This is a genomic window from Bombilactobacillus bombi, from assembly GCF_013607485.1.
GTDB lineage: Bacteria > Bacillota > Bacilli > Lactobacillales > Lactobacillaceae > Bombilactobacillus > Bombilactobacillus bombi_A.
The window spans coordinates 1-20,405 of the sequence record NZ_SCHP01000013.1; the positions used below are offsets into that span (position 1 = coordinate 1).

Consider the following 20,405-nt stretch of genomic DNA (forward strand, 5'->3'; position numbering starts at 1 on the left):
AAAGGTAATAAATATTGTTTACACTTAAGTTGGTCTGACATAGGTTTCACTTCTTTAGTAGCAGATGACTAAAGTGTAGCCTATTCAGGCTTTTTTATTCAAGAATTATTAACTAGCACCACGCGTCTCAGATCTATTTTGCTTAACTTTTTACAATTAGCAAACATGTGGCTCATATTTTGTACATTACTTGTATCTAATGATGCAAGTCCGATGATCTGGTTTAGCTGGCTATGATCCGCAAATAATTTATTGAGATTGCCACTAACACTGACTCCGGTCTGAAAATTTACCGTCTGAATTTCGCCTTTATCTTGATACCATGGCCAATCATATTGTGGATGGGTTATATCTGTATTTGTTAATACTTTGTCTGTATCATAGTTCAATTCATGAAGATAGATAGTGAGTGTTTTACTTTGATAAGACCACCATGGAAAGGCGTCATTGAGACTAATAGTCTGAGTATCTGAAATATTATTATTTTTATCGACAGCTACGACATGTAAATACTTGTTAATATTCGATTGACGACTAATATTTGCTAAAGTTGTACTAGAATCGCTGACTGAATTGGGCAATAAATTAATATTTGTAATATCTCCAGTATTAGAATCTTTATTCACAGTTACCTGTGCTTGAGGATTAGTATCAATTTGATAAATGTACCCTTTAATACCACTTAAAATTGGGACTTTAATTGTATTTGAATACAAGTCTTGACTTGCAGTTTTAGCCTTAACACGATAATAATAATCAGTTGCTTGATCTTGCGCAGTAATTTGGAAATCAGCCTTATCCCCAATATTATCATTAAATTGTGTGAATTTTATTTTTGGCGTATCAGGCTTATTATGATCATCAACTGTACGATCCTGGCCATTAGTTGAGGTATTTAAAGTACTAGTAAAATAAACCATATTGGCTATTACTTTAGCTTCTTGAGGAGTACATTTACCACTAGTATGACCAGTTTGAATCATCGCATAATTCTTGTTGGTAACTAGATACCAATTATTGTCACCTTTGCGATGACCATCATCAGTTAGAACATCATTATCTTGATCATCTAAATAGTGTGTTTGAGTAGTAACAGCATTCGTAGAACCAGTTCTGTGGAAAGGAGGGACGAATTCCATCCATTTTGTACTGCCGCTATCGTATAACTGAAACTGTCCACCGTTATGAGTGGGGCTAATGGTAAAAGTAGCGTCAGTCAACTTCCAGGGATACTTGGATAAAAAGCCATTTTGCATTCCTGGTGAGAATTTAACAATGGTCGATCCTAACCGTAAATCATGGGAGAGATTACCATCTGGATCGTAAGGATCCCTAATCTTATTTCCATTGTTGTCTACAGTCGGAGTAATTTTTATGCCTAAGAAACTGGCAAAAAAGTTAAAACTTTTATTTGGGTCTACTCCATACCTAGGTACTAGAGTGTCATGGCCAAAAATAACGGTTCTGCCAGTTGCACCAAAAGCAAAGATTTGTTTTATGACTTCCGTCCTATCTAGATCTTCATAGTTATTCATATCTGAGGAACCAAAATAAATTCCGTCATATTTATATTCACCTGTTGTGGAATCTTTTAAATAACTATTAGGATCTTTTTTAAAATCAGACAAAGATACCTCATCGACATCAATTAAATTCATTGATATTGGCTTTCCTGTTTGAGGATCAATTTGGTTCATCCATTCCTTTAAGTATTTTCCATTACTAGGGTAAACATTAAGAATTTTAACTTTTTTTCCATAGTTAGTAGGTGGAGTTTCCCAAGATATATTAGGCTTGTTCAATGAGGGATCAGTTGTTCTTTGTACCACATAGCCATCTAATGTTTTAGGAACGCTGTCCCAATTTAAGTTGACATAGTACTGGTTACTATTGTCTATGTCGTAATCTCCATTGAGATTAAAATCACCTGCTTGAACACTATTGGCTTGTGTTCTTGTAAGTAAATTAAGCGGTGATAAATAAGTGGCATTATGTAAAGTTTTGCCTTTTGAAGTAATTTTTAAAGGCTGATTTAATTTTTTAACTTCTTGTTCAAAGGTGGTGTTAATTGCCGAAGAATTTTTAACCTCTCTTGCCGAAGTTAATGTAATTCCCAGAACTATGATAATACCTATTAATAATAGTGCTACAAAAGATAGCCATAGTCGTCCTATTTTTTTATGTAATTTCAAAAATTTTTTGGTATCTGTATGTAGATTTATTTGTTTATGCAACATGTCAAGTACGCCGCCAATTTTATATTAAAACAACCATAATACAATTCTTATAATATCATAAGTTGATTAGTTATTATACATATTTTTAATAGTAATATTTAAAAAATTTAATAACTATTGCTGTTGTTAGGAGCTATTATAAAGCTTAGTTGTTCATTTTTAAAGAAAGTTGATTCACTTAGAAGATGATGATTTTATAATTTAGTCTCTATACTGCTACTATTATTAAAAAAGCTAAGTAGTGCTTTGCATAACATCTACAAATCAATACGACATCTTCAATAATAAAATTTTATACTCATCGAAAAAATTTTCAAAAAAAACTTACGTGCTGACTATTATTTTGTTAAGATAATCGAGTTGCTCAAAAAGCAAAGAATTGAGAGGAGTTTGAAAATGAAAAAGAATCAAGCAAGGGTTGACGTTCAACGACCTTGGTTAGCAATGATGAGTATGATGATTGGGGCTTTTGTTGGGATGTTGTCAGAAACTTCTCTAAATATTGCTTTGCCTCAGTTAATGGGGTCGTTTCATATAAATTCGGGTAGTGTACAATGGCTAGTTACTGGCTATATGTTAGTCATTGGAATTATTTTACCCTTCTCTAGTTTATTAACGAAATGGTTCACTACCCGCCAACTAGTTATTACTGGCTTAATTGATTTTATTATTGGAGCCATAGTTGCTGCTGTGGCACCTAATTTTACTATTTTACTGATTGGACGTATGATTCAGGGGCTGGGTACTGGTTTGATTTTGCCTTTGATGTTTACGGTCGCAATGTTAATTTTTCCCCCACATAAAATGGGAAGTGCCATGGGCGTTTGTGCCTTAGTTATTATGTTGGCGCCTGCCATTGGTCCCACTGTCACCGGGATTATTTTGGGGCAATTGTCATGGAATTGGATTTTTTGGATGTTTGTGCCTTTTTTGGTCATTGCATTAGGTTTTGCTCTGAAGTTTTTACCGAATGTTGGCCGCATTACTAAACCGCATATTGATGTTTTGTCTATCATTGAATCAATTGTTGGTTTTGCAGCTTTAGTTATGGGAGTCAGCTTTGCTTCTGACTATGGCTGGGGCGCACCCATGGTTTTAATCTTGTTAGCGATCGGGATTGTCGTTTTAATCTTGTATGCATATCGGCAATTACACATCAAAGAGCCAGTGATTAATTTAAAAGTCTTTCGTAAGAGTGCCTTTGCTCAAGGGGCTTTGTGTGTCATGTTAGACTTTGCCATTATTTTATCGGCTATGTATTTATTGCCGCAATATTTGCAACGGGGTTTATTGATACCAGTAGCTTTAACTGGAATAATTATGCTGCCGGGAGGCATTATTAATGCGATGGTTTCTGCTTTTGCAGGGCGCTTATTTGACTCTTTAGGTGCTAAAAAACCAGCGATCACTGGTTTCTTGATTGCTATCATTGGGATTGTGATGTTGATTTTCTCTAGCCCTAATTCGGCTATTGCTTATATTATTGGTGCGCATATTATATTGATGATTGGCTGCCCTTTGGCGATGTCACCGGCTCAAACTCATGCCTTGAATGCGTTGCAGGGTCCGGAATCTGCCGACGGCAGTACTATTTTAAATACCATGCAGCAAATTATTGGGGCAGTGGCCACAGCATTAGCGACGAGCTTCTTAAGTTTGGGACAAAGTGCTTATCACGGCGTTAATAAAGCCGCTCAATTTACCAATGGTGTCCACTTTGGTTTGTACTTTACTTTAGTTTTAGCGGTTTTAGGCTTAATCATTGCCTTCTTCTTAAACCCAGAAACTAGTTCACAAGATTTTAATAAATAAAACTTTATCCAAAAAAGCTCAGACAAAAACTTGCCTGGGCTTTTTTGATGTTTAAGTATCAATAACTTTATTCGACGCGATTTTTGGCTTCAGTTTTTTCTTGAATGTTGTCTTTGACTTTTTCGTTGCCTTGCTTAACGTTTTTGCCTAAATGATCTGTGGCGTGGCTAAGCTTGTCTTGAAGGCTGGTAGAATCTTTTTCATGTTCTTCTTTAGTTTTAACATCAGCAACATTGACGTTGACTTCTACTACTTCTAAGCCAGTCATGTTCATAACTTTTTGATAAATTTTGTCTTTAATTTGGTCGTACAATTTAGAAATGTTGGTACCGTATTCAGCTACAATATCAATATCTACGGCCACCTGTTTTTTGCCTACTTCAACATTAATTCCAGATGTTACGTCGTCTGTGTTGACTAACTTGTCTGTCAAGTTGGAGAAGAAGCCACCATCTACTGTTAATAAGCCGTCAATATCTGACAAAGCCATGCCGATGATTTTTTGAACGACTTTTTGGTCGTAAGTTAATTCACCTTTAATTTCAGGTTGCTTTTTATTAGTTTCTTTATTATTCATGTTCCAATCCTCCTAATTTTTTTGTATTAAATGTAATAATTGCGGCCCGTAATGTCCTATTAGTCCACCGATTATCACAAAAAATAAGATAAAAATAGTTTTGACAAAGCCAATGCTGATACAGCCGATAGCTATGAGTAAGCCTATTAAGCTGCCTATCACTTCCCAAGCATAATGTTCCCAAATGTTTTTCATCTTTCCCACTCCCTACTGAAGTTGCCGTTTTTTTTGCTCATTATCTGGATGATAATTGGTTAATTGAATTCGAATTTTTGGCTTTTGCCCAATCCCTAAAAGATTGCGCAAATCATCTTCTAGGTTATGTAAATAATTGTCAAATTTACCTTGAGCATTAGAGCCTGCCAGTAGGTCACCAGATACATTGATTTTGATGTGGCGCTTAGTCAAGCGGGAACTTACTTTGGGATTATGAAGATAGGGCTCAGCTTCCAATGAAGTCTTGACAAAATTATTGATAGCCTTACTGGTAACAGTTAGGCGACCATAATTCTTATTAATTAAATGCAGCTTGTGGCGTGTCGGATAAAAGATGAGGATACACAAGCTGATTAATAAGCCCATGAAAACCACCAAGCTAGCTGCCAACAGATAATAACGTAGATATAGGTTATTTAACTGAATTGGTGGTAATTTCATTTGGACATAGGGCTGCAAGATTTTCCAATTGGCACCAAAAACCAGCGCTGGTAAAGGAAGTAATATCAGCGTGATGATTGCTAAGAGCCATTTCCCACCTCGATTCACATTTTTCACCTCCTAAAATTATCTTAGCACTTTGAGTTTAATATTTACATAAAATTTGCTTAATATCCTCTTTAATGGTTTAAAATCCTTTACAATAATCCTAAAAACAGAAAAGAGATTCGGCAATGAATAAAATGTTGATGCAAGCTAATCAAGTAATTAAAGAAACTAATGTTCTCGCAGTTGCCACCTTAGACAAAATGAATTTTCCCAGTTTAGTAGTTTTAACGCCGCTGCCGATTCAACGCAGCATTAAATCGGTCCTATTTTATACTAGTGAGCATTCTACAACTTTTAAAAATCTTATGAATTCTTCGCAGGCCGCTCTGATTTGTTTTGAGGAAGTGAATCATTCTTCTATCATGTTGAAAGGGAACTTGGCTGTTGTTCCTCAAGCGGTACAAAATCCGCAATTGCAGGCCAGCTTGAATGCCTTTCAAAAGGAACTCCACTATACTAAGCCAGTAATTCTACGTTTTACTACTATGGCTGTCAAAATCCGCCATGATAACCACATTGATTATCAAAAATTGGTGCAGATAAATAACAAATAATATGGTAGAAAAAATTTTATGTAGGAAAAAACGGAGCTGAGGCAATATATGTCTTAACTCCGCTTTTTATTAATATAAATTTAGTAACAGTATGGTCTTGGATCAGATGATGACGTCTAACTATATCATTTACTATTGGCTTGCTTGATCTGCGGCAGCTAAGTGGCAGGTTGTCCATCTTGAGCGTGTTTATTAATTACGGTCTAAAATAATTTCTTTAACTTCTTGGAAATCTAGATGATAAAAATCAATCAATATAAATAAAGTCTTCGCATCAACGGCTTTGCCAGGCTGTTCAATGTAGTTAAGTGTTGATTTAGAAACATAATATCCATATTGCATTTGAATTAATTCTGATAAATTACGAACACTCAAATTATGGTTTTTGCGTGTTGTCTTTAAGAATTCATTGATGCTCATTTTTCTACCTCCACACTTATTATATTGCTATATTTGGCAATTTTTTGCCATAATTATCAAATAGCACTGTTAGAGATTTTCTTTTAAGCAAAGATGTGATATTCTTAAAGTGAGCGTCCTAAAATTAGTACAAAAATGATTTTAAGGAGATAAAATTTGATGAATGATGAAAATAAATTATTAGGCTATCTCAAAGCTAATCATATTAAACAGCAAAAAGTCGCGGAAATTATTGACCGGTCATTGTCGACTACCAACCGCAAAATTAATAATCATAGCGATTTCACCAAGCGAGAAATCCAAAAATTACACGATTCATTGAATATTCCCATTGATATATTGATTTAACAAAATACTTTTGAAGGCGGTGATAAAATGAATTTAAAAAAACTCATTAGAATTACTGCATTACTTGTATTTAGTATTTTGATTACTGCAAACGTTACTAAAGCTGATGATTCTTTTGATAGTTTGTTGGCTAATCGGAATGCTTTATTACGTGCTGGAACACCATCATATTTTGATGGTGATGATTATGATAATAGAACACGCGATCCAGATTATTATCTAAGCAGAAGTAAAGCGTGGCGTGATCTTAATGATCTTGATGACACTCCTGGGCTTTCTCCAGATGATAAATATGCAAAGAGGATTAATACTACTGACAGTAGCGACACCACTTATATTCCTCGTCAATATAATGTTTTAACTTTTAAAGCGCCTGAGAATTTTAATACCTACAATCCTAACAATCCTAGCGATAAAGCTAATATTTATAGACATTTGCATAATTTGACTTATTTAGACCGTTCTTATAGTTGGGTAGCTGCTGTACCTTATCCTAAGGGATTTGTAATAACGGATCATAGTAAACCAGCATCCTTCATTATTAAGAATGTGGCGTATTATGATGGTTCTTGGATTGATATGGTTTATACAATAACTTTAGCAGGAAAGAATGGTCCTGATGGAAGGGATGATTGGACAACTTACAAATTTGATCCTAGTTTACCAATGAATTCTAGCAATGTTTATATAAATATTGGACCGAATATTGAAAATTGGTTGAATGTATCTGTTCATAGTGGTGGGGTTTACCCACGTAATTATCCAACAGCAAGGAATGGTACAATAGAAGCGTCGCGTTGGGTTACAGATATTAGGTTTGTGAGAAGTGGCTCAACGGAAGCTGACCCCGATCCAGATGAAACAGATGAAACTAAATATCCAGCCGTACAGGCATCAGGTACCTATCAGATTTTTAATGATAATTTTAGAAAAATTATAGCGATTGATAAAAAAGATTTATTAAATAATGGAAATAAAGTTTGGAGCATTGACAGCGGATCTACCTTGGCTACTACAACTAATATACGAGGCAGAGTAAATTCGCATAATTCCGATGAAGTTGAATTTTGGAGTACTAATGGGAGTAATGATGCAACTAACACAAATAACGCCTTTTTATATCTTTTTAATAAAGGTAAGGTCCACTTTACTGTTGTTAGATCTAATGCTGTTGACCTATATGGTATATATGTTGGTACCAGTAATAATCCGATAGTGAGAGCAGAAGTGCCTTATGCTGATATGGATACAACCACTAATGATCTGGGGGTAATTAAAGATTCATCGGGTACACCTATTACTGCTAGTGCTACAAGTAATATTATATATACGCCGCAGACAGTTCAGTTTGATGTTTTACAACAATTTCCTGTCCAGCCTCCTTCTAAATCAGTAGCGCCTACTAATTTTGATGTTAAGGGATTTAGAGTTCCTAAATATGCCAGTATTGATTTGGATTCAATTGATGTTAAATCTATAAAGGGTGATTCAATTGACGCTATACTTACTAATCAATATCAATCTTTAACAAAAACAAATGATTCTAAGTACCCTAATGATGATGTATATAATTACTCATTAGATACTTCTTCTCTAGTGGGTAGAGTCTTTAAAGGTATAGAGAATAAATTTATTCGTGCCGGACTAAACTTTAAAATTGATTGGGACGCTAAGGATAGTAATGGTGATTATTTGTGGAAGAGTGGTACGATAACCACCAGCACCAGCAATGGTAAAAGGTATTTAGTAGTACCAGCATCAGTTGATAGTATTGATGTTTATAGAAGAGACGGTAATGGTAATAAGATATATGAAACTAGCACAACTACTGATGCAAATAGTGGCAATTTAAAGTCGGCCTATTATTCTAAGGTTCAAATTCCTCAAGGAAAGTATGAATTTAATTATCAAACTACTTCTAATGCAACAATTCCTGGCAAAACTACCACTACTGTGGCACATGAAATTGGTCAAAACTATGATATTAGTGATCAAGTAAATAAATATATTACCGATAGCAATCATAAAGATTACGAATTTGACCATGCAGTGGTAGATGGTAAGACAATCAATACCTTTAAGGACTTACAAAAGGAATTGAAGAGCATTCCATATACCTATAACAACAATACTGCTAAAAAAATTGACTTATACTATAATCCAGCTGTTAGCCGGGTAACTTTTCATTATTGGGATTTAAATGACGCAGGAACCAAACCTCCAGTTAAAGTTGATCCAGTTAATTATTATCAGTCGACACCAACGCCTACTAATCTGCCCACCGATATATTTACATTGGCAGCTAGTTCTACCAATGCAAATTATACAATTGGTGAATGGAACAAATCAGTGGAAGAAGAATTGCCAAGTGGTACCAGTATTGTTGACCAGTATAATCCTACTCCTAGCGATAAAGATGCACCTGCTCCAGCGATTAAGGATCATCGCTTTTTAGGATATTATCAATATACTGTGGGAGCGACTACTGCAGATTTTCATCCTTATAATGATAAAGAGAAAGATAAAACCAAAAACAATGCTTGGGCTAATATTAATTACACTCAAGATAATAATCAAGTAATTGTGTTTGTCTATTCTTCTTTAGATTCACGTGTTCTTACAGTCGGCTCCAATATCGATTTTGGAAAGGGAACAACTGTAGATACTAACCGCGTTAATAAAGATGAATTTAACCTTAGTCTAGTTGATAATTTTGCTTATGCAGATCCGACTATGACATGGCCTACTCGTAATTGGGTTTTGAGCGTTTCAGCAGCAAATATAAAAAATGAACGAGGCACTTTTGCTCCGCTAGGATCTACTATTAAATTTGATGATCCGAAAGATTACTATGCCTTCAAGGTTAATGGAAATGCTATTACTTCAGTTAATGATAGTAAAGTTACTAATGCTAAAAAGGATTTTAACAGTTATTACAATACTATAAATTTAGATAATAAGCCTCATACGTTATTAAAGGTGGCTGACCTGCAAGATTCTTCAAATACCGGCTTAACCGGACCTCTTTCTAAGGAAGAATCTTTGACCTTTACTTGGGCTCCTGCTAAGTTACATTTAAAAGTTCCAAGTGACATTAGTGGTGGCCATTATGAAACCACACTTAATTGGACATTGACTAATAGTTTAAATTAAAATATCTCATAAAGAAGTTAGAGAGCATATTAATAGCTTGAGATAGAACTCTTATCTCAAGCTTTTTTGTTGGATTTTATTATATATAAAGCTGCAAGTTTTATATATGTGGGGGTCAAAAAAATTTAGCGAGAAATACTACTAAAAATTAATATTTTCATACTATAAGAATTAATAATTCTACACTGATAGCTTTCTTTGATTTGTCTTTGTTGTATCATCACTAAAAGCACATATTATATATCCGTGGTGCTAGTTAATAAAATTTGAAAAAAAGCCTGACTAGGCTCCACTTTAGTCAACTACTAATAAAGAAGTGAATATTATTGCATCCTTATATCGGCAATTTGCCCCGCAGAAGATTCGTTGTCGACTCAATACTCAACAGGCTAAGCTATCAGATATCGAATTTTTAGCTCTGCTGTGGTTGGCAGGTGGAACTGTGTATGACTAAATCAACTCTGCTATTATAGTTTTTTAACGACTTTAGGCTCTTTTAATCTCCCGGAGCGTTTGCGGTTTAACCGCCTCTGCAATTGGGGTGATCAATTATTGCATTATCTGCGACAAGGCTGAGTTGTCGCCTATACGATTTAATATCGACGCCATCCACGATTTAAAAATGGTGAAAACTCTCTTACAGCAAGCACAAGTTAATGATCTCTTCTTAAGCGGCAGCGGTGAAAATTTAAACTATATTTTCTTGTTGGAATCAGCTCTTTGATATTGAGAGCAATCGCGCTCGGTGCCTGGCCGGTTTTCAAGCAAGTATAGAGCAATATTTATTTGTTGATACTATTAACATAATTTAACTAGCACTATGGTTATTATATATTTAATTTTAGGAAAGTTTGTGATATATTAACTCTATATTTATTAATGTTGGTACTTGTAGGAAAGTATAAAAAATTAAAGTTGCTTAGGAGGAAAAATTAACAAGCACAGTGCTTTCTCTGAACAAGAGTTTCAACAATTACACAAATCTTTAGATATACCGATTGATGTAATCATATAAAAAGTCATTAAGGTGATTTTTGGTTAATATTTGGAGATGAAAAAATGGATAATTTGAAAAGACTGTATCTTAATACAGACTGTACAATGATGCATTCACTAATCGTATTAGGCGGATGTTTTATTTTATTTTTATTTTCGAAATTTAGTGTGATTTTGGCTAGTTCTATGACCAATGTCGACGATATTAATGATTTATTTAGCTTTCAAAAAAATTTAGTAATTAAATCTTCCAATTCCCAATCTGCAAATGCGCTAAACTTACTGCGTGATTCTACCAGTGTTATTACTAGTAATGATATTATTTGGCCAGCTAATAATGATTTTGCTACGAAAGATAATGGAGATGGGACAGTAACTGCCTATGTTCGTAATGCCAAGCAATTTTTGCATGCTGTTTATGGGTATGGAACTGATTATAAAAATATGAATTTAATCAGTGATACTACTGTCCATGGTTATTCAGATATTACAAAAATTGTTTTAGTAGATAATATTAATCTAGTAGACTTATCGCATGATCCAGATATAACGGTTTCTGGTAATACCCTTGATTTTACTAACTTTACTAGTAGAGGTGATATGGCTTATCCAACAACTGATCCTAATGCTGCTAAATTTTGGGGTTCTGACGGGGGAGATTGGGATTTAAATATTGTCCATGCTTCGCGGAATGTTCCGCAGAAACCTGATCCTTCTTCCGACCGTAATATACCTAACAGTTTAACAATTGATGGACAAAAAAAGTATTGGATTAATGCTGGTAATTTTAGTATCCATCTAACATCTAAACGCAATATTAATATTACAATCCAAAATATGAAAATTTTTGGAAGTACTTTTTACGGTATTCTTCGGGGACATTTATCTGGAATTGCAGGGGCTTGGGCTAACGAAACTTATGACAATGTCACTTATTATGGTGCTCAGTTTATGTATAGTGATTCTAATACTACCGTAAATATGTCTGGTCATACGACTGCTTATTCTTTGGTCAGCTATAAGGGACCTGACGGCTATATTTATAGATGTCAGGGCTCTATTGGTGGTAGCAATCAACAAAATATGGAAGCTACAAATGTTAATTTTTCTGATAATTGCGTATTCAATGGTTATACTACTGGAGGACATGTTCTCGCATTACAAGGTAATGCTACTATAGGAGATAATGCTACTGTTAATTTACACCCTCATCGACGTGTGGGAGTTGGCGCCAATGGAGTTAGCGTAAGTTCAGATGCTGAAACTGGAGTTAATGGTAGTTATAACATTGCTACAGGAGCTTATTTATATGGAGCAAATGCTACTCTTAAAATCGGCAAAAATAGTCAGTTAAATATTAACTTAGACCGCTCTCCGATATTCAACACATTACCTGCTGAAGATCAAGGCATAGCCGACGAAACCAACGATACACTAATAAAACGCGGCTATACTGAGTTAGGAACTGGTATTTATATGAGTAACAGTAATAGTAAAATTTTGTATGAGAAAAATTCTAATTCTACTATTAATGTTATTAGCGATGGTCCAATTATGGATCGTAATCTTATCAATCTTCAAGGTGGTACTGCTGATATTGGTGAAGGTTCTATGGTCGTTCTGGCTAAAAATTTAGGCAATAATAATAATAATATGACGGCTAATTTATTAACTATTGGCAGTACTAATGCTAATATCTTCGTTGATCGCAATGGTAGTTTTGATATGAAGGCTCCTGGGGCTACTTGTCCGGTAAACTTGATAAATGGTACCGGAGTATTTAAAGTTAGTGTTTACCAACCAAAAAGTTTGACTTTATCGGTTCCTAAAAATGGTCAATCTAACTTGGTTTGGGGAACTGGTAGTGTAGAAATGCATGGAGTTAAAGCTTCAGCAATGGGTGTTCCCGTAGGACAAAGTACTTCAGAACAGATGCTTAAGGATGTTCCTTTTCAGTATTTGAATTTGCCGTTTAGTTCTAACTATTTAGTTCCTAGTAATGGGTATAGTCCCAACTTAAAGGCTCAGTCTGACCAAAAAAATTTATCTAATTTAGGTAAAATGATTGGTAAACTAAAAGTTTCCTCAACGCAGTTTCGTGAATTTGAAAGTATCGAGGTTCATTCTATTGATGAAGGGCCAGAGCTAAATAATGATAATATTATTATTGATCCTCATAATCGTGACATCAAAGGTACAGTCACGGGCGCACAAACGAATAATCCCATTACTGATGCGAGAATTAGGGTATTAGTACAACAAAGCAATGGACAAAAAGTAGATCTAGGAGATAGTGGCTTAAATCAAGATTTAGATGCAGTAGATCCAGAAAATACAATTTTAAATCCTCAGCCCACGGCTACTCCTGTCCAACCAGATCCTATATCATGGTATAATGACCACCATGATGCCAGTGGAGTTGCTCTGAATGGACTAACAGATGCAGGGACTTTGTTGAGAGCACCACTTAAGCCTTGGCGTTATGTAACTGGTTCTAATTTGATTACTTGGAATAACAATGTTTTTGATATTAATATTGATAAGTTAATACAAGCCTATAATGATACCCATCAGAGTAGTCCCTTTACTTTGATGCCTACTGATAAAATTACTGTAACAGCAGTGCGCAATTTTCAGGCTTCTAGTGTTAGAAGTGTTAAAGTGGGCAGCCTATACTTGGATTTAGATAATGCCAATGCTAAACCTATTTATTTCTTAGGTGACGATGTTCAAGTACCCTTGAATTATCAGGAAACTAATTCTGCTGCTAAAAATCTAACCATGAAAGGTTATCGTAATCCAGCAGCTGGGGCACCCTTAGATCCTTTACATCCCGATACTACTGCTAGTTTTAAGATTGAGACAATACCTGCACACGATCCTCATCATCCAACCTTGCCTAATCCGGAAATAAAGCATGCAGTTTGGACAGTTCCCTCTGCTGAAGCTATGACTACTGCAGGCAGTTATACCTTAAAATTTTATGGTAAGGATGACCAACAGAGTCAAAGTCCTAATTTTAGTTTGGATAGTAATGGTAAAATTAATCCCGCCGATTTATTAAGTTATAGTTATGAAGTAATCAATATTCCGGGATATCAAGGTAATAAAAAATTATATCATCGTCATGATACTACAACGGTTCTTGCTGATAGTGATCCGCAATTTACTAATCCATCAAGACTGCCTATGGGAACTTATGATGAAAAAGATACCTTTACAGCTGAAAGTGTGCATAGTTTTATTGATAATTTTACATTTACTAGAGGTGTAAATTCCCAGCCAGATTCTCCTGATGTTCACATTGACGGTGACGCTAAGTTGAAAATAAGCAACGCGAATGGTACTAAACTAATTCCAATTAAATATGGTCAAAAGTACAATGCTAGTGCGAGCGAATTTAGTGATGTTACTTTGAATGGTAAATTCCCGGAAAATACCAAGTTTGAAATTATGACACCATTAAGATTTGATGCAAATCATCAAGGTATAAATTTGGCATCAGTGCATATGATTACTAACGCTGAATATCAAGGGACCACTAGGGATTTTGATATTGGTCAAAGTGGGGCTATCACAATTGGTAGTGTTTCATTGTTACAGTTAACGGTACCGAATGTGATTGACTTTGGTAGCCATAATATTGGTAAATTTGATGATAAAATTTATGCGATTGTTAATAAGAATGATGTAAAATCTAATTTACACTTAGATTACGCACCTTATATAGGTGATGATATAACTGTTACAATGAATTTAGATGGGCCGATGGTCAATAATGATAATGAAATATGGAATGATCAATTGCTCTATAAAGATTCACAAATAGGCCAACAGGTTATGGGGATTAATAACCCTATTACTATTTTTTCTAAGACTGTCAATGCTGGTGATGGTTCTACAGAAACAAGGGCTGATTTGGCAGATTCTTGGTGGAACAATGCTAACCAACAAATAGCGGGTCTATTCTTGCAAACTCAAAAAACACAGCCTCATTGGGGAAAGTTTTCTACCAAGATTGATTGGACAGTTACTGATAGTATTAATTAAATAACAGCATCTACAAAAAATGGAGTTCTGGAAGTGATCATGCCGAACTCCATTTTTGTATCCTTGGATGATTAGATTCCACTTTCTTAAAAAATTTAATAATTGTTATAGAATAATAAGCAATATTTTGATAATAGCGCTATTTTTTATATTTATTAATCTCATAGTGATTTTAAAATTACAAATCACATTAATTTTATTAAATTAATATTTGTGTTATATTAAAATAAGACAGATTGATTATAACATAACAAGCAATTGTGGAATAAATAATAATTTTACTGTTGCTAAGTCAAGTTTTAAATTATGAAATCCAGCTTTAGGAGTATATCGTATGTAATTGTGTGAACAATGATAATTGTGGCTTGAAGCCACTAGTGGTAATCAAATAATGTCAGATAAAATCAGAATCATCATTCAAATTTTAATCTTAGAGTGGCTTAGTTGGGAATCTATCCCCCAAAAGTGGAAACAAGACCGTTTTGTACCTATTAGCTGGCTGTTGACCCATATTCCTATAACTATCAGTTGCCTTAGATCATTGATTACAAGACTATTACAGAGTTACTACTTGAAGATATTAAAACGATACCAATTATTTAATCGGCGTGCCATTAGCTGTTGTGCCGTTATATGTATAACTGAGGTGGATTTATTCGCTGTTAAATGTGATACCTCCCCTCCGAAATAAGATGATGATAAATCGGATTGTGTAATTACTATGTTGCCAATAATCATGTCTAACATGAGAAATGGGGGAAGCACTATGGAAGAAGAAAACAAGTTGTTGGGTTACCTCAAAGCAAATCATATCAAGCAGCAACAAGTTGCTAAAGTTATTGGTCGCTCTTTATCAGCAACTAATCGCAAAATTAATAATCATACAGACTTTACAAAGCGGGAAATTCAAAATCTTCATGAATATTTAGGTATTCCAATTAGTATCATATTGTGAGAATAAAGCTCAAAAAAACCATAACCAGCTGATAGCGGGTTATGGCTTTTTTAGCCAATAATCTCCTGATATGTTTGACACCGCATACATCTTTTGGTAAACTGGTTTCAGTCTTAAGCAGGTGTTATCTATTGAGCATGACTGCCCGGACATTCATATAAATGATGGGCCGTAATTATGCTAATTCAAAGAATATTAAATAATAATACAGTAATTGCCCAAAAGCCGGAACAACAGATGGTCTTAGTCTTTGGTCCTGGTGTTGGATTTCAAAAAAAGATCGGCCAGTCGGTGGACAAGACTAAGATTGAAAAAATCTTAGAGATTCACGATCCCGATACTTTTAATCGTTTCACAGATTTAGTAATTAATGTTCCCGAAGCAGAGGTGATTGCTGCTGAGAAAATTATTAATTTTGCTAAAATCAAATTGGGTAAAAAGCTCAGTGAAGTAATCTATGTTGATTTAACAGATCATCTTCATTCAACTGTGCAGCGTTATCATGAACACATTATTTTGCGTAATTCTTTAAAATGGGATATTGCCCGCTTATATCCTGATGAATATGCAGTTGGTGAAAAAGCTCTCCAGATCATTAAGCAAAGCCTTGATGTGAAACCGGTTGATGATGAAGCAGCATTTATTGCTCTGCATTTTATCAATGCTGAATCTAACAATGATTTGGCTGATGAAATTGTCCGAATTGTGCGCGAAATTGAGCAAATTGTAAAGGACTATTATCATACGGAATTGGACGAAGATTCGCTCAGCTACTATCGTTTTATTACGCATTTAAAGTTTTTTGCGCAACGTTGTTTATTACGCCAGCATTATGATGATGAGGATGAAGCTTTGTTAGCAATTATTCAAAAGAAGTATTCCAAAGCTTATAGTTGCGCGCAAAAGATTCAGGTATTTATCAGTAATAAGTATCGTTATCGGATTAATAGCACTGAAGTCCTTTATTTAACAGTTCATATTAATCGACTAGTTAAAAATTTAAATTAGGGTGTTATCTACTAAGAGCATGACCTAAACAGAATATTCTGTTTAGGTTTTTTTATATTTAAGGAGGAAATTATGGATTATCAAAAATCAGCGCAAGCAATTTTTCAAGCAGTTGGCGGCAATGAAAATATCAATTCTTTAACGCATTGCATGACGCGCTTGCGTTTTAAGCTTAACGATGAGAGTCGAGTTGATGATGATAAAGTAAAACAAATTCCCGGAGTAGTCGGTATTAATCATCAGTCTGGACAGTACCAAATTATTATTGGCAATGATGTATCAGAATATTATAAGGAATTAACAAAGTTAACCGACTTTACGAAGTCCAATGACTCTTTGACTGCTTCCACCAGCAAAGAAAATTGGTTCAATCGATTTGCTAGTTTTATTTCTTCTTGTATGTCACCATTAATTCCGGCTTTAATCGGTGGTGGGATGATTAAGGTTATTGTAATCTTATTGCCTATGTTGGGTTGGATGAGTGAGAAAAGTTCTACCTATGCATTTTTAACTATTTTTGGAGATGCACCTTTTTACTTTTTGCCGATTATGCTAGCCTTTACAAGTGCTAAGTATTTTAAAGTTTCACCAATGTTAGCAGTAACAATTGCTGGTATCATGCTTCATCCTAACTTTGCGGCTATGGTCAAGGCGGGTAAGGCGGTAACTTTAATGGGATTACCGGTAACATTGGCTACTTACTCCTCGTCAGTTATTCCGATTTTATTAATGGTTTGGTTAATGAAATATATTGAAGCAGGTATTGACAAAATCTGCCCTGCTTCTATGAAGAGTATCCTCAAGCCTTTATTAGTCATCTTTGTGTCGGGTGTTTTAGCATTAGTAGTAGTTGGCCCTTTAGGGACTTTTGCTGGTAAATTATTATCAGATATTATTTTGTTTATTCAAAGTAAGGCTAATTGGTTAGCAATGCCATTGATGGCTGCTTTTATGCCATTAATTGTGATGACCGGAATGCATTGGGCGTTTTCACCGATTTTTTTGGCAGCTTCTATTGCCACGCCCGATTCCTTAATATTGCCAGCCATGTTAGCTGCTAATATTGCTCAAGGAGCTGCTAGTTTAGCTGTTGCCTTTAAGACGAAGAATAAGAACACTCGTCAAGTAGCAACGGCAGCAAGTATTTCTGCTTTAGTAGCTGGTGTTACTGAACCGGCCCTCTATGGTGTGACTCTTAAATACAAGAAGCCTTTATATGCAGCAATGATTTCTGGAGCGATTAATGGTCTTTTTATGGGGTTAGTTAACTTAAAGTCGTTTGCTTTTGCCGTTCCTTCTTTAGTTTCTTTACCGCAATTTGTCAGCAAAACTAATGGCAACAACTTGATTAATGCTGTGATTGTGTTAGTAGCCTCAATAATTATTACTTTTGTTTTAACTTTGATATTAGGTTTTGAAGACGAGCCAGAAACAGCAACGGCAGCAACAGCTACTACGCCAACTCAAGGAACACCAGCAGCGACTACAATTGCGACGGGAACAACTAAAATTTACGCACCTCTAAGCGGTAAAGTTCTAGAATTAAGTGAAGTTAAAGATCAAACTTTTGCCCAAAAAACTTTAGGTGATGGCGTGGCCATTGTCCCTACAGATGGAAAAGTTTATGCACCATTTACTGGTGAAGTTATGACTATTTTCCCTACTAAACATGCTATTGGCTTAAGAAGTAATAGTGGTGTTGAGTTATTAATTCATATTGGTTTAGATACAGTTAACTTAAAAGGAGCACCATTTACTGCTCATGTTGAAACAGGGCAAGCCATCAAAAAAGGCCAGCTATTAATGGAGGTTGACTTAGCAGCTATTCAAGCGGCAGGCTATGATATTACAACGCCTGTAGTAATTACGAATACTTCTGAATTTAGTGAAATTACTATTACTGAGCAAGAAGCAGTGACTCAGGACCAAATTTTAATGTATACTATTAAGTAATTGAGGAGGTAACTATGACAACAAAACAATTTCCTGAAAACTTTTTATGGGGCGGCGCCACAGCTGCTAACCAACTAGAAGGTGCTTACCAAGAAGATGGCAAGGGTTTATCTTTGCCCGATATTTTACCTGGAGGCAAAGAACGTTTTGCGATTGTAAACCAAGATGATTTTGATTTTGCTTTGCATGAAGATAAATATTTTTATCCTAATCATATCGGCATTGACCATTACCATCACTTCAAAGAAGATATTGCACTTTTTGCGGAAATGGGCTTTAAGTGCTATCGCTTTTCTATTGCTTGGTCGCGGATTTTTCCTAATGGTGATGACCAACAGCCTAATGAAGCAGGTTTAAAGTTTTATGATGCCTTAATTGATGAATGCTTAAAGTATCATATTGAACCTGTGATTACAATTTCCCATTATGAATTACCACTGCATTTAATTACTGAGTATGGCGGCTGGAAAAACAAAAAGTTAATTGACTTCTATGAAAAATATGCACAAACTGTTTTAACCCGCTACCATGACAAGGTTAAATATTGGATGACCTTTAATGAAATTAATAGTGCTGTCCATTTTCCAATTATGAGTCAAGGCTTGTCGGATGCTAATGGAGCTAAAGACAAGAAAAATATTTTCCAAGCTTGGCATAATCAATTCGTTGCCAGCGCTAAAGCTGTCAAGATTGGTCATGAGTTGGATTCGCATTTACAAATTGGCTGCATGATTTTATATGCAACAACTTATAGTTACGATGCTAACCCAGTGAACCAAGTGGCCGCTATGAAGACTAATCAAGAAAACAACTTTTTCTGTGCTGATGTTCAAGTTCGAGGACATTATCCTGCTTATACATCCAGCTTATTAGCAAAATATAATTTGCAGCCGTCAGATTTTGATTATACGCAAGCTGAATTAGATTTAATCGCTCAATATCCAGTCGATTATATTGGTTTTAGTTACTATATGTCTGCTGTGGAAGAAGTTACTCAAACAGACCATGATACGGTCAATGGTAACTTAATGGGTGGTGTCCGGAATCCGTTCTTACAAACTAGTGATTGGGGTTGGCAAATTGATCCTGCTGGTTTGCGGATTGCCTTAAATCAACTGTATAATCGTTATCAAAAGCCTTTGTTCATTGTTGAAAATGGGCTAGGTGCGCACGATGAACTTGATGCTAATAACTATGTAGCTGATGATTATCGGATTGATTATTTACGCAAACATATTCAAGCTATTGGTCAAGCCTTAGATGATGGGGTTGATGTTATGGGCTATACTCCGTGGGGCTGCATTGACTTAGTTAGTGCTTCCACTGGAGAAATGTCGAAGCGCTATGGCTTTATTTATGTAGATGCTGATGACCACGGTCAAGGTACTTTCAATCGTTATAAGAAGAAGTCCTTTAATTGGTATAAGCAAGTAATTGCCTCCAATGGTTCTAACTTAGATTAAGTTCGCTCTGAGATTAGTAATTAAAAACAAGTAATTTAAAAAGATACCTCATGAATGTAGAGGTGTCTTTTTTATTTTTCGTTAATAGGTTTTGGCAAGGGGATGTTTACATTT

The 20,405-nt window shown here is 35.1% G+C and carries 15 protein-coding genes; 10 read left to right on the top strand and 5 right to left on the bottom strand.

The window, feature by feature from the left end:
• Nucleotides 1–98: 98 nt before the first annotated feature.
• Complete coding sequence (locus EQ827_RS04355) at nt 99–2,237, bottom strand: BspA family leucine-rich repeat surface protein (protein WP_181189767.1); 2,139 nt, start codon at nt 2,235–2,237, stop codon at nt 99–101.
• A gap of 396 nt (nt 2,238–2,633) precedes the next feature.
• Between EQ827_RS04355 and EQ827_RS04360 the strand changes: the two genes are divergently transcribed.
• Nucleotides 2,634–4,049 (top strand): DHA2 family efflux MFS transporter permease subunit, encoded by a 1,416-nt coding sequence (locus EQ827_RS04360; protein ID WP_181189768.1) that lies wholly within the window; start codon nt 2,634–2,636, stop codon nt 4,047–4,049.
• Between the two features lie 67 nt (nt 4,050–4,116).
• Here EQ827_RS04360 and EQ827_RS04365 read toward each other — a convergent pair whose 3' ends face one another.
• The 3 genes from EQ827_RS04365 to amaP are packed head-to-tail and all read right to left on the bottom strand — an operon-like array spanning nt 4,117 to nt 5,391.
• A complete protein-coding gene (locus tag EQ827_RS04365) occupies nt 4,117–4,626 on the bottom strand; it encodes an Asp23/Gls24 family envelope stress response protein (RefSeq protein ID WP_181189769.1) in 510 nt (169 codons plus the stop codon).
• 12 nt (nt 4,627–4,638) lie between these two features.
• On the bottom strand, nt 4,639–4,821 hold the full coding sequence (locus EQ827_RS04370) for a DUF2273 domain-containing protein (RefSeq protein WP_181189770.1): 183 nt from the start codon (nt 4,819–4,821) through the stop codon (nt 4,639–4,641).
• Nucleotides 4,822–4,833: 12 nt separating this feature from the next.
• On the bottom strand, nt 4,834–5,391 hold the full coding sequence (gene amaP / locus EQ827_RS04375; protein ID WP_181189771.1) for an alkaline shock response membrane anchor protein AmaP: 558 nt from the start codon (nt 5,389–5,391) through the stop codon (nt 4,834–4,836).
• Nucleotides 5,392–5,516: 125 nt separating this feature from the next.
• Between amaP and EQ827_RS04380 the strand changes: the two genes are divergently transcribed.
• Nucleotides 5,517–5,945: a pyridoxamine 5'-phosphate oxidase family protein gene (locus EQ827_RS04380; RefSeq protein ID WP_181189772.1), complete on the top strand. Its 429-nt coding sequence runs from the start codon at nt 5,517–5,519 to the stop codon at nt 5,943–5,945.
• A 192-nt stretch (nt 5,946–6,137) separates the two neighbouring features.
• On the opposite strand, the gene EQ827_RS04385 is transcribed toward EQ827_RS04380, so the two are convergent.
• On the bottom strand, nt 6,138–6,365 hold the full coding sequence (locus tag EQ827_RS04385) for a helix-turn-helix domain-containing protein (RefSeq protein ID WP_181189773.1): 228 nt from the start codon (nt 6,363–6,365) through the stop codon (nt 6,138–6,140).
• A gap of 159 nt (nt 6,366–6,524) precedes the next feature.
• Between EQ827_RS04385 and EQ827_RS04390 the strand changes: the two genes are divergently transcribed.
• From EQ827_RS04390 to EQ827_RS04425, 8 genes are all read left to right on the top strand, one after another.
• Nucleotides 6,525–6,713, top strand: a complete 189-nt coding sequence (locus EQ827_RS04390; protein WP_181189774.1) for a helix-turn-helix domain-containing protein — start codon at nt 6,525–6,527, stop codon at nt 6,711–6,713.
• 27 nt (nt 6,714–6,740) lie between these two features.
• A complete protein-coding gene (locus EQ827_RS04395; protein ID WP_181189775.1) occupies nt 6,741–9,866 on the top strand; it encodes a hypothetical protein in 3,126 nt (1,041 codons plus the stop codon).
• Nucleotides 9,867–10,443: 577 nt separating this feature from the next.
• Complete coding sequence (locus EQ827_RS04400; protein WP_181189776.1) at nt 10,444–10,590, top strand: hypothetical protein; 147 nt, start codon at nt 10,444–10,446, stop codon at nt 10,588–10,590.
• 335 nt (nt 10,591–10,925) lie between these two features.
• Entirely contained in the window at nt 10,926–14,912 is a 3,987-nt protein-coding gene (locus EQ827_RS04405) for a hypothetical protein (protein ID WP_181189777.1), read from the top strand.
• A gap of 766 nt (nt 14,913–15,678) precedes the next feature.
• Nucleotides 15,679–15,867, top strand: a complete 189-nt coding sequence (locus tag EQ827_RS04410) for a hypothetical protein (RefSeq protein ID WP_181189778.1) — start codon at nt 15,679–15,681, stop codon at nt 15,865–15,867.
• Between the two features lie 177 nt (nt 15,868–16,044).
• Nucleotides 16,045–16,875: a BglG family transcription antiterminator LicT gene (gene licT / locus EQ827_RS04415; RefSeq protein ID WP_181189779.1), complete on the top strand. Its 831-nt coding sequence runs from the start codon at nt 16,045–16,047 to the stop codon at nt 16,873–16,875.
• A gap of 72 nt (nt 16,876–16,947) precedes the next feature.
• Entirely contained in the window at nt 16,948–18,828 is a 1,881-nt protein-coding gene (locus tag EQ827_RS04420; RefSeq protein WP_181189780.1) for a beta-glucoside-specific PTS transporter subunit IIABC, read from the top strand.
• 14 nt (nt 18,829–18,842) lie between these two features.
• A complete protein-coding gene (locus tag EQ827_RS04425; RefSeq protein WP_181189781.1) occupies nt 18,843–20,291 on the top strand; it encodes a glycoside hydrolase family 1 protein in 1,449 nt (482 codons plus the stop codon).
• Nucleotides 20,292–20,405 lie beyond the last annotated feature (114 nt).

What these genes read in the sequence shown, in the direction of transcription:
- EQ827_RS04395 (WP_181189775.1), top strand. Translation starts at nt 6,741, where the DNA reads ATGAATTTAAAAAAACTCATTAGAATTACTGCATTACTTGTATTTAGT.
- EQ827_RS04405 (WP_181189777.1), top strand. Translation starts at nt 10,926, where the DNA reads ATGGATAATTTGAAAAGACTGTATCTTAATACAGACTGTACAATGATG.
- EQ827_RS04425 (WP_181189781.1), top strand. Translation starts at nt 18,843, where the DNA reads ATGACAACAAAACAATTTCCTGAAAACTTTTTATGGGGCGGCGCCACA.
- EQ827_RS04360 (WP_181189768.1), top strand. Translation starts at nt 2,634, where the DNA reads ATGAAAAAGAATCAAGCAAGGGTTGACGTTCAACGACCTTGGTTAGCA.
- EQ827_RS04365 (WP_181189769.1), bottom strand. Translation starts at nt 4,626, where the DNA reads ATGAATAATAAAGAAACTAATAAAAAGCAACCTGAAATTAAAGGTGAA.
- EQ827_RS04355 (WP_181189767.1), bottom strand. Translation starts at nt 2,237, where the DNA reads ATGTTGCATAAACAAATAAATCTACATACAGATACCAAAAAATTTTTG.
- EQ827_RS04380 (WP_181189772.1), top strand. Translation starts at nt 5,517, where the DNA reads ATGAATAAAATGTTGATGCAAGCTAATCAAGTAATTAAAGAAACTAAT.
- EQ827_RS04390 (WP_181189774.1), top strand. Translation starts at nt 6,525, where the DNA reads ATGAATGATGAAAATAAATTATTAGGCTATCTCAAAGCTAATCATATT.
- EQ827_RS04410 (WP_181189778.1), top strand. Translation starts at nt 15,679, where the DNA reads ATGGAAGAAGAAAACAAGTTGTTGGGTTACCTCAAAGCAAATCATATC.
- licT (WP_181189779.1), top strand. Translation starts at nt 16,045, where the DNA reads ATGCTAATTCAAAGAATATTAAATAATAATACAGTAATTGCCCAAAAG.
- EQ827_RS04370 (WP_181189770.1), bottom strand. Translation starts at nt 4,821, where the DNA reads ATGAAAAACATTTGGGAACATTATGCTTGGGAAGTGATAGGCAGCTTA.
- EQ827_RS04420 (WP_181189780.1), top strand. Translation starts at nt 16,948, where the DNA reads ATGGATTATCAAAAATCAGCGCAAGCAATTTTTCAAGCAGTTGGCGGC.
- EQ827_RS04385 (WP_181189773.1), bottom strand. Translation starts at nt 6,365, where the DNA reads ATGAGCATCAATGAATTCTTAAAGACAACACGCAAAAACCATAATTTG.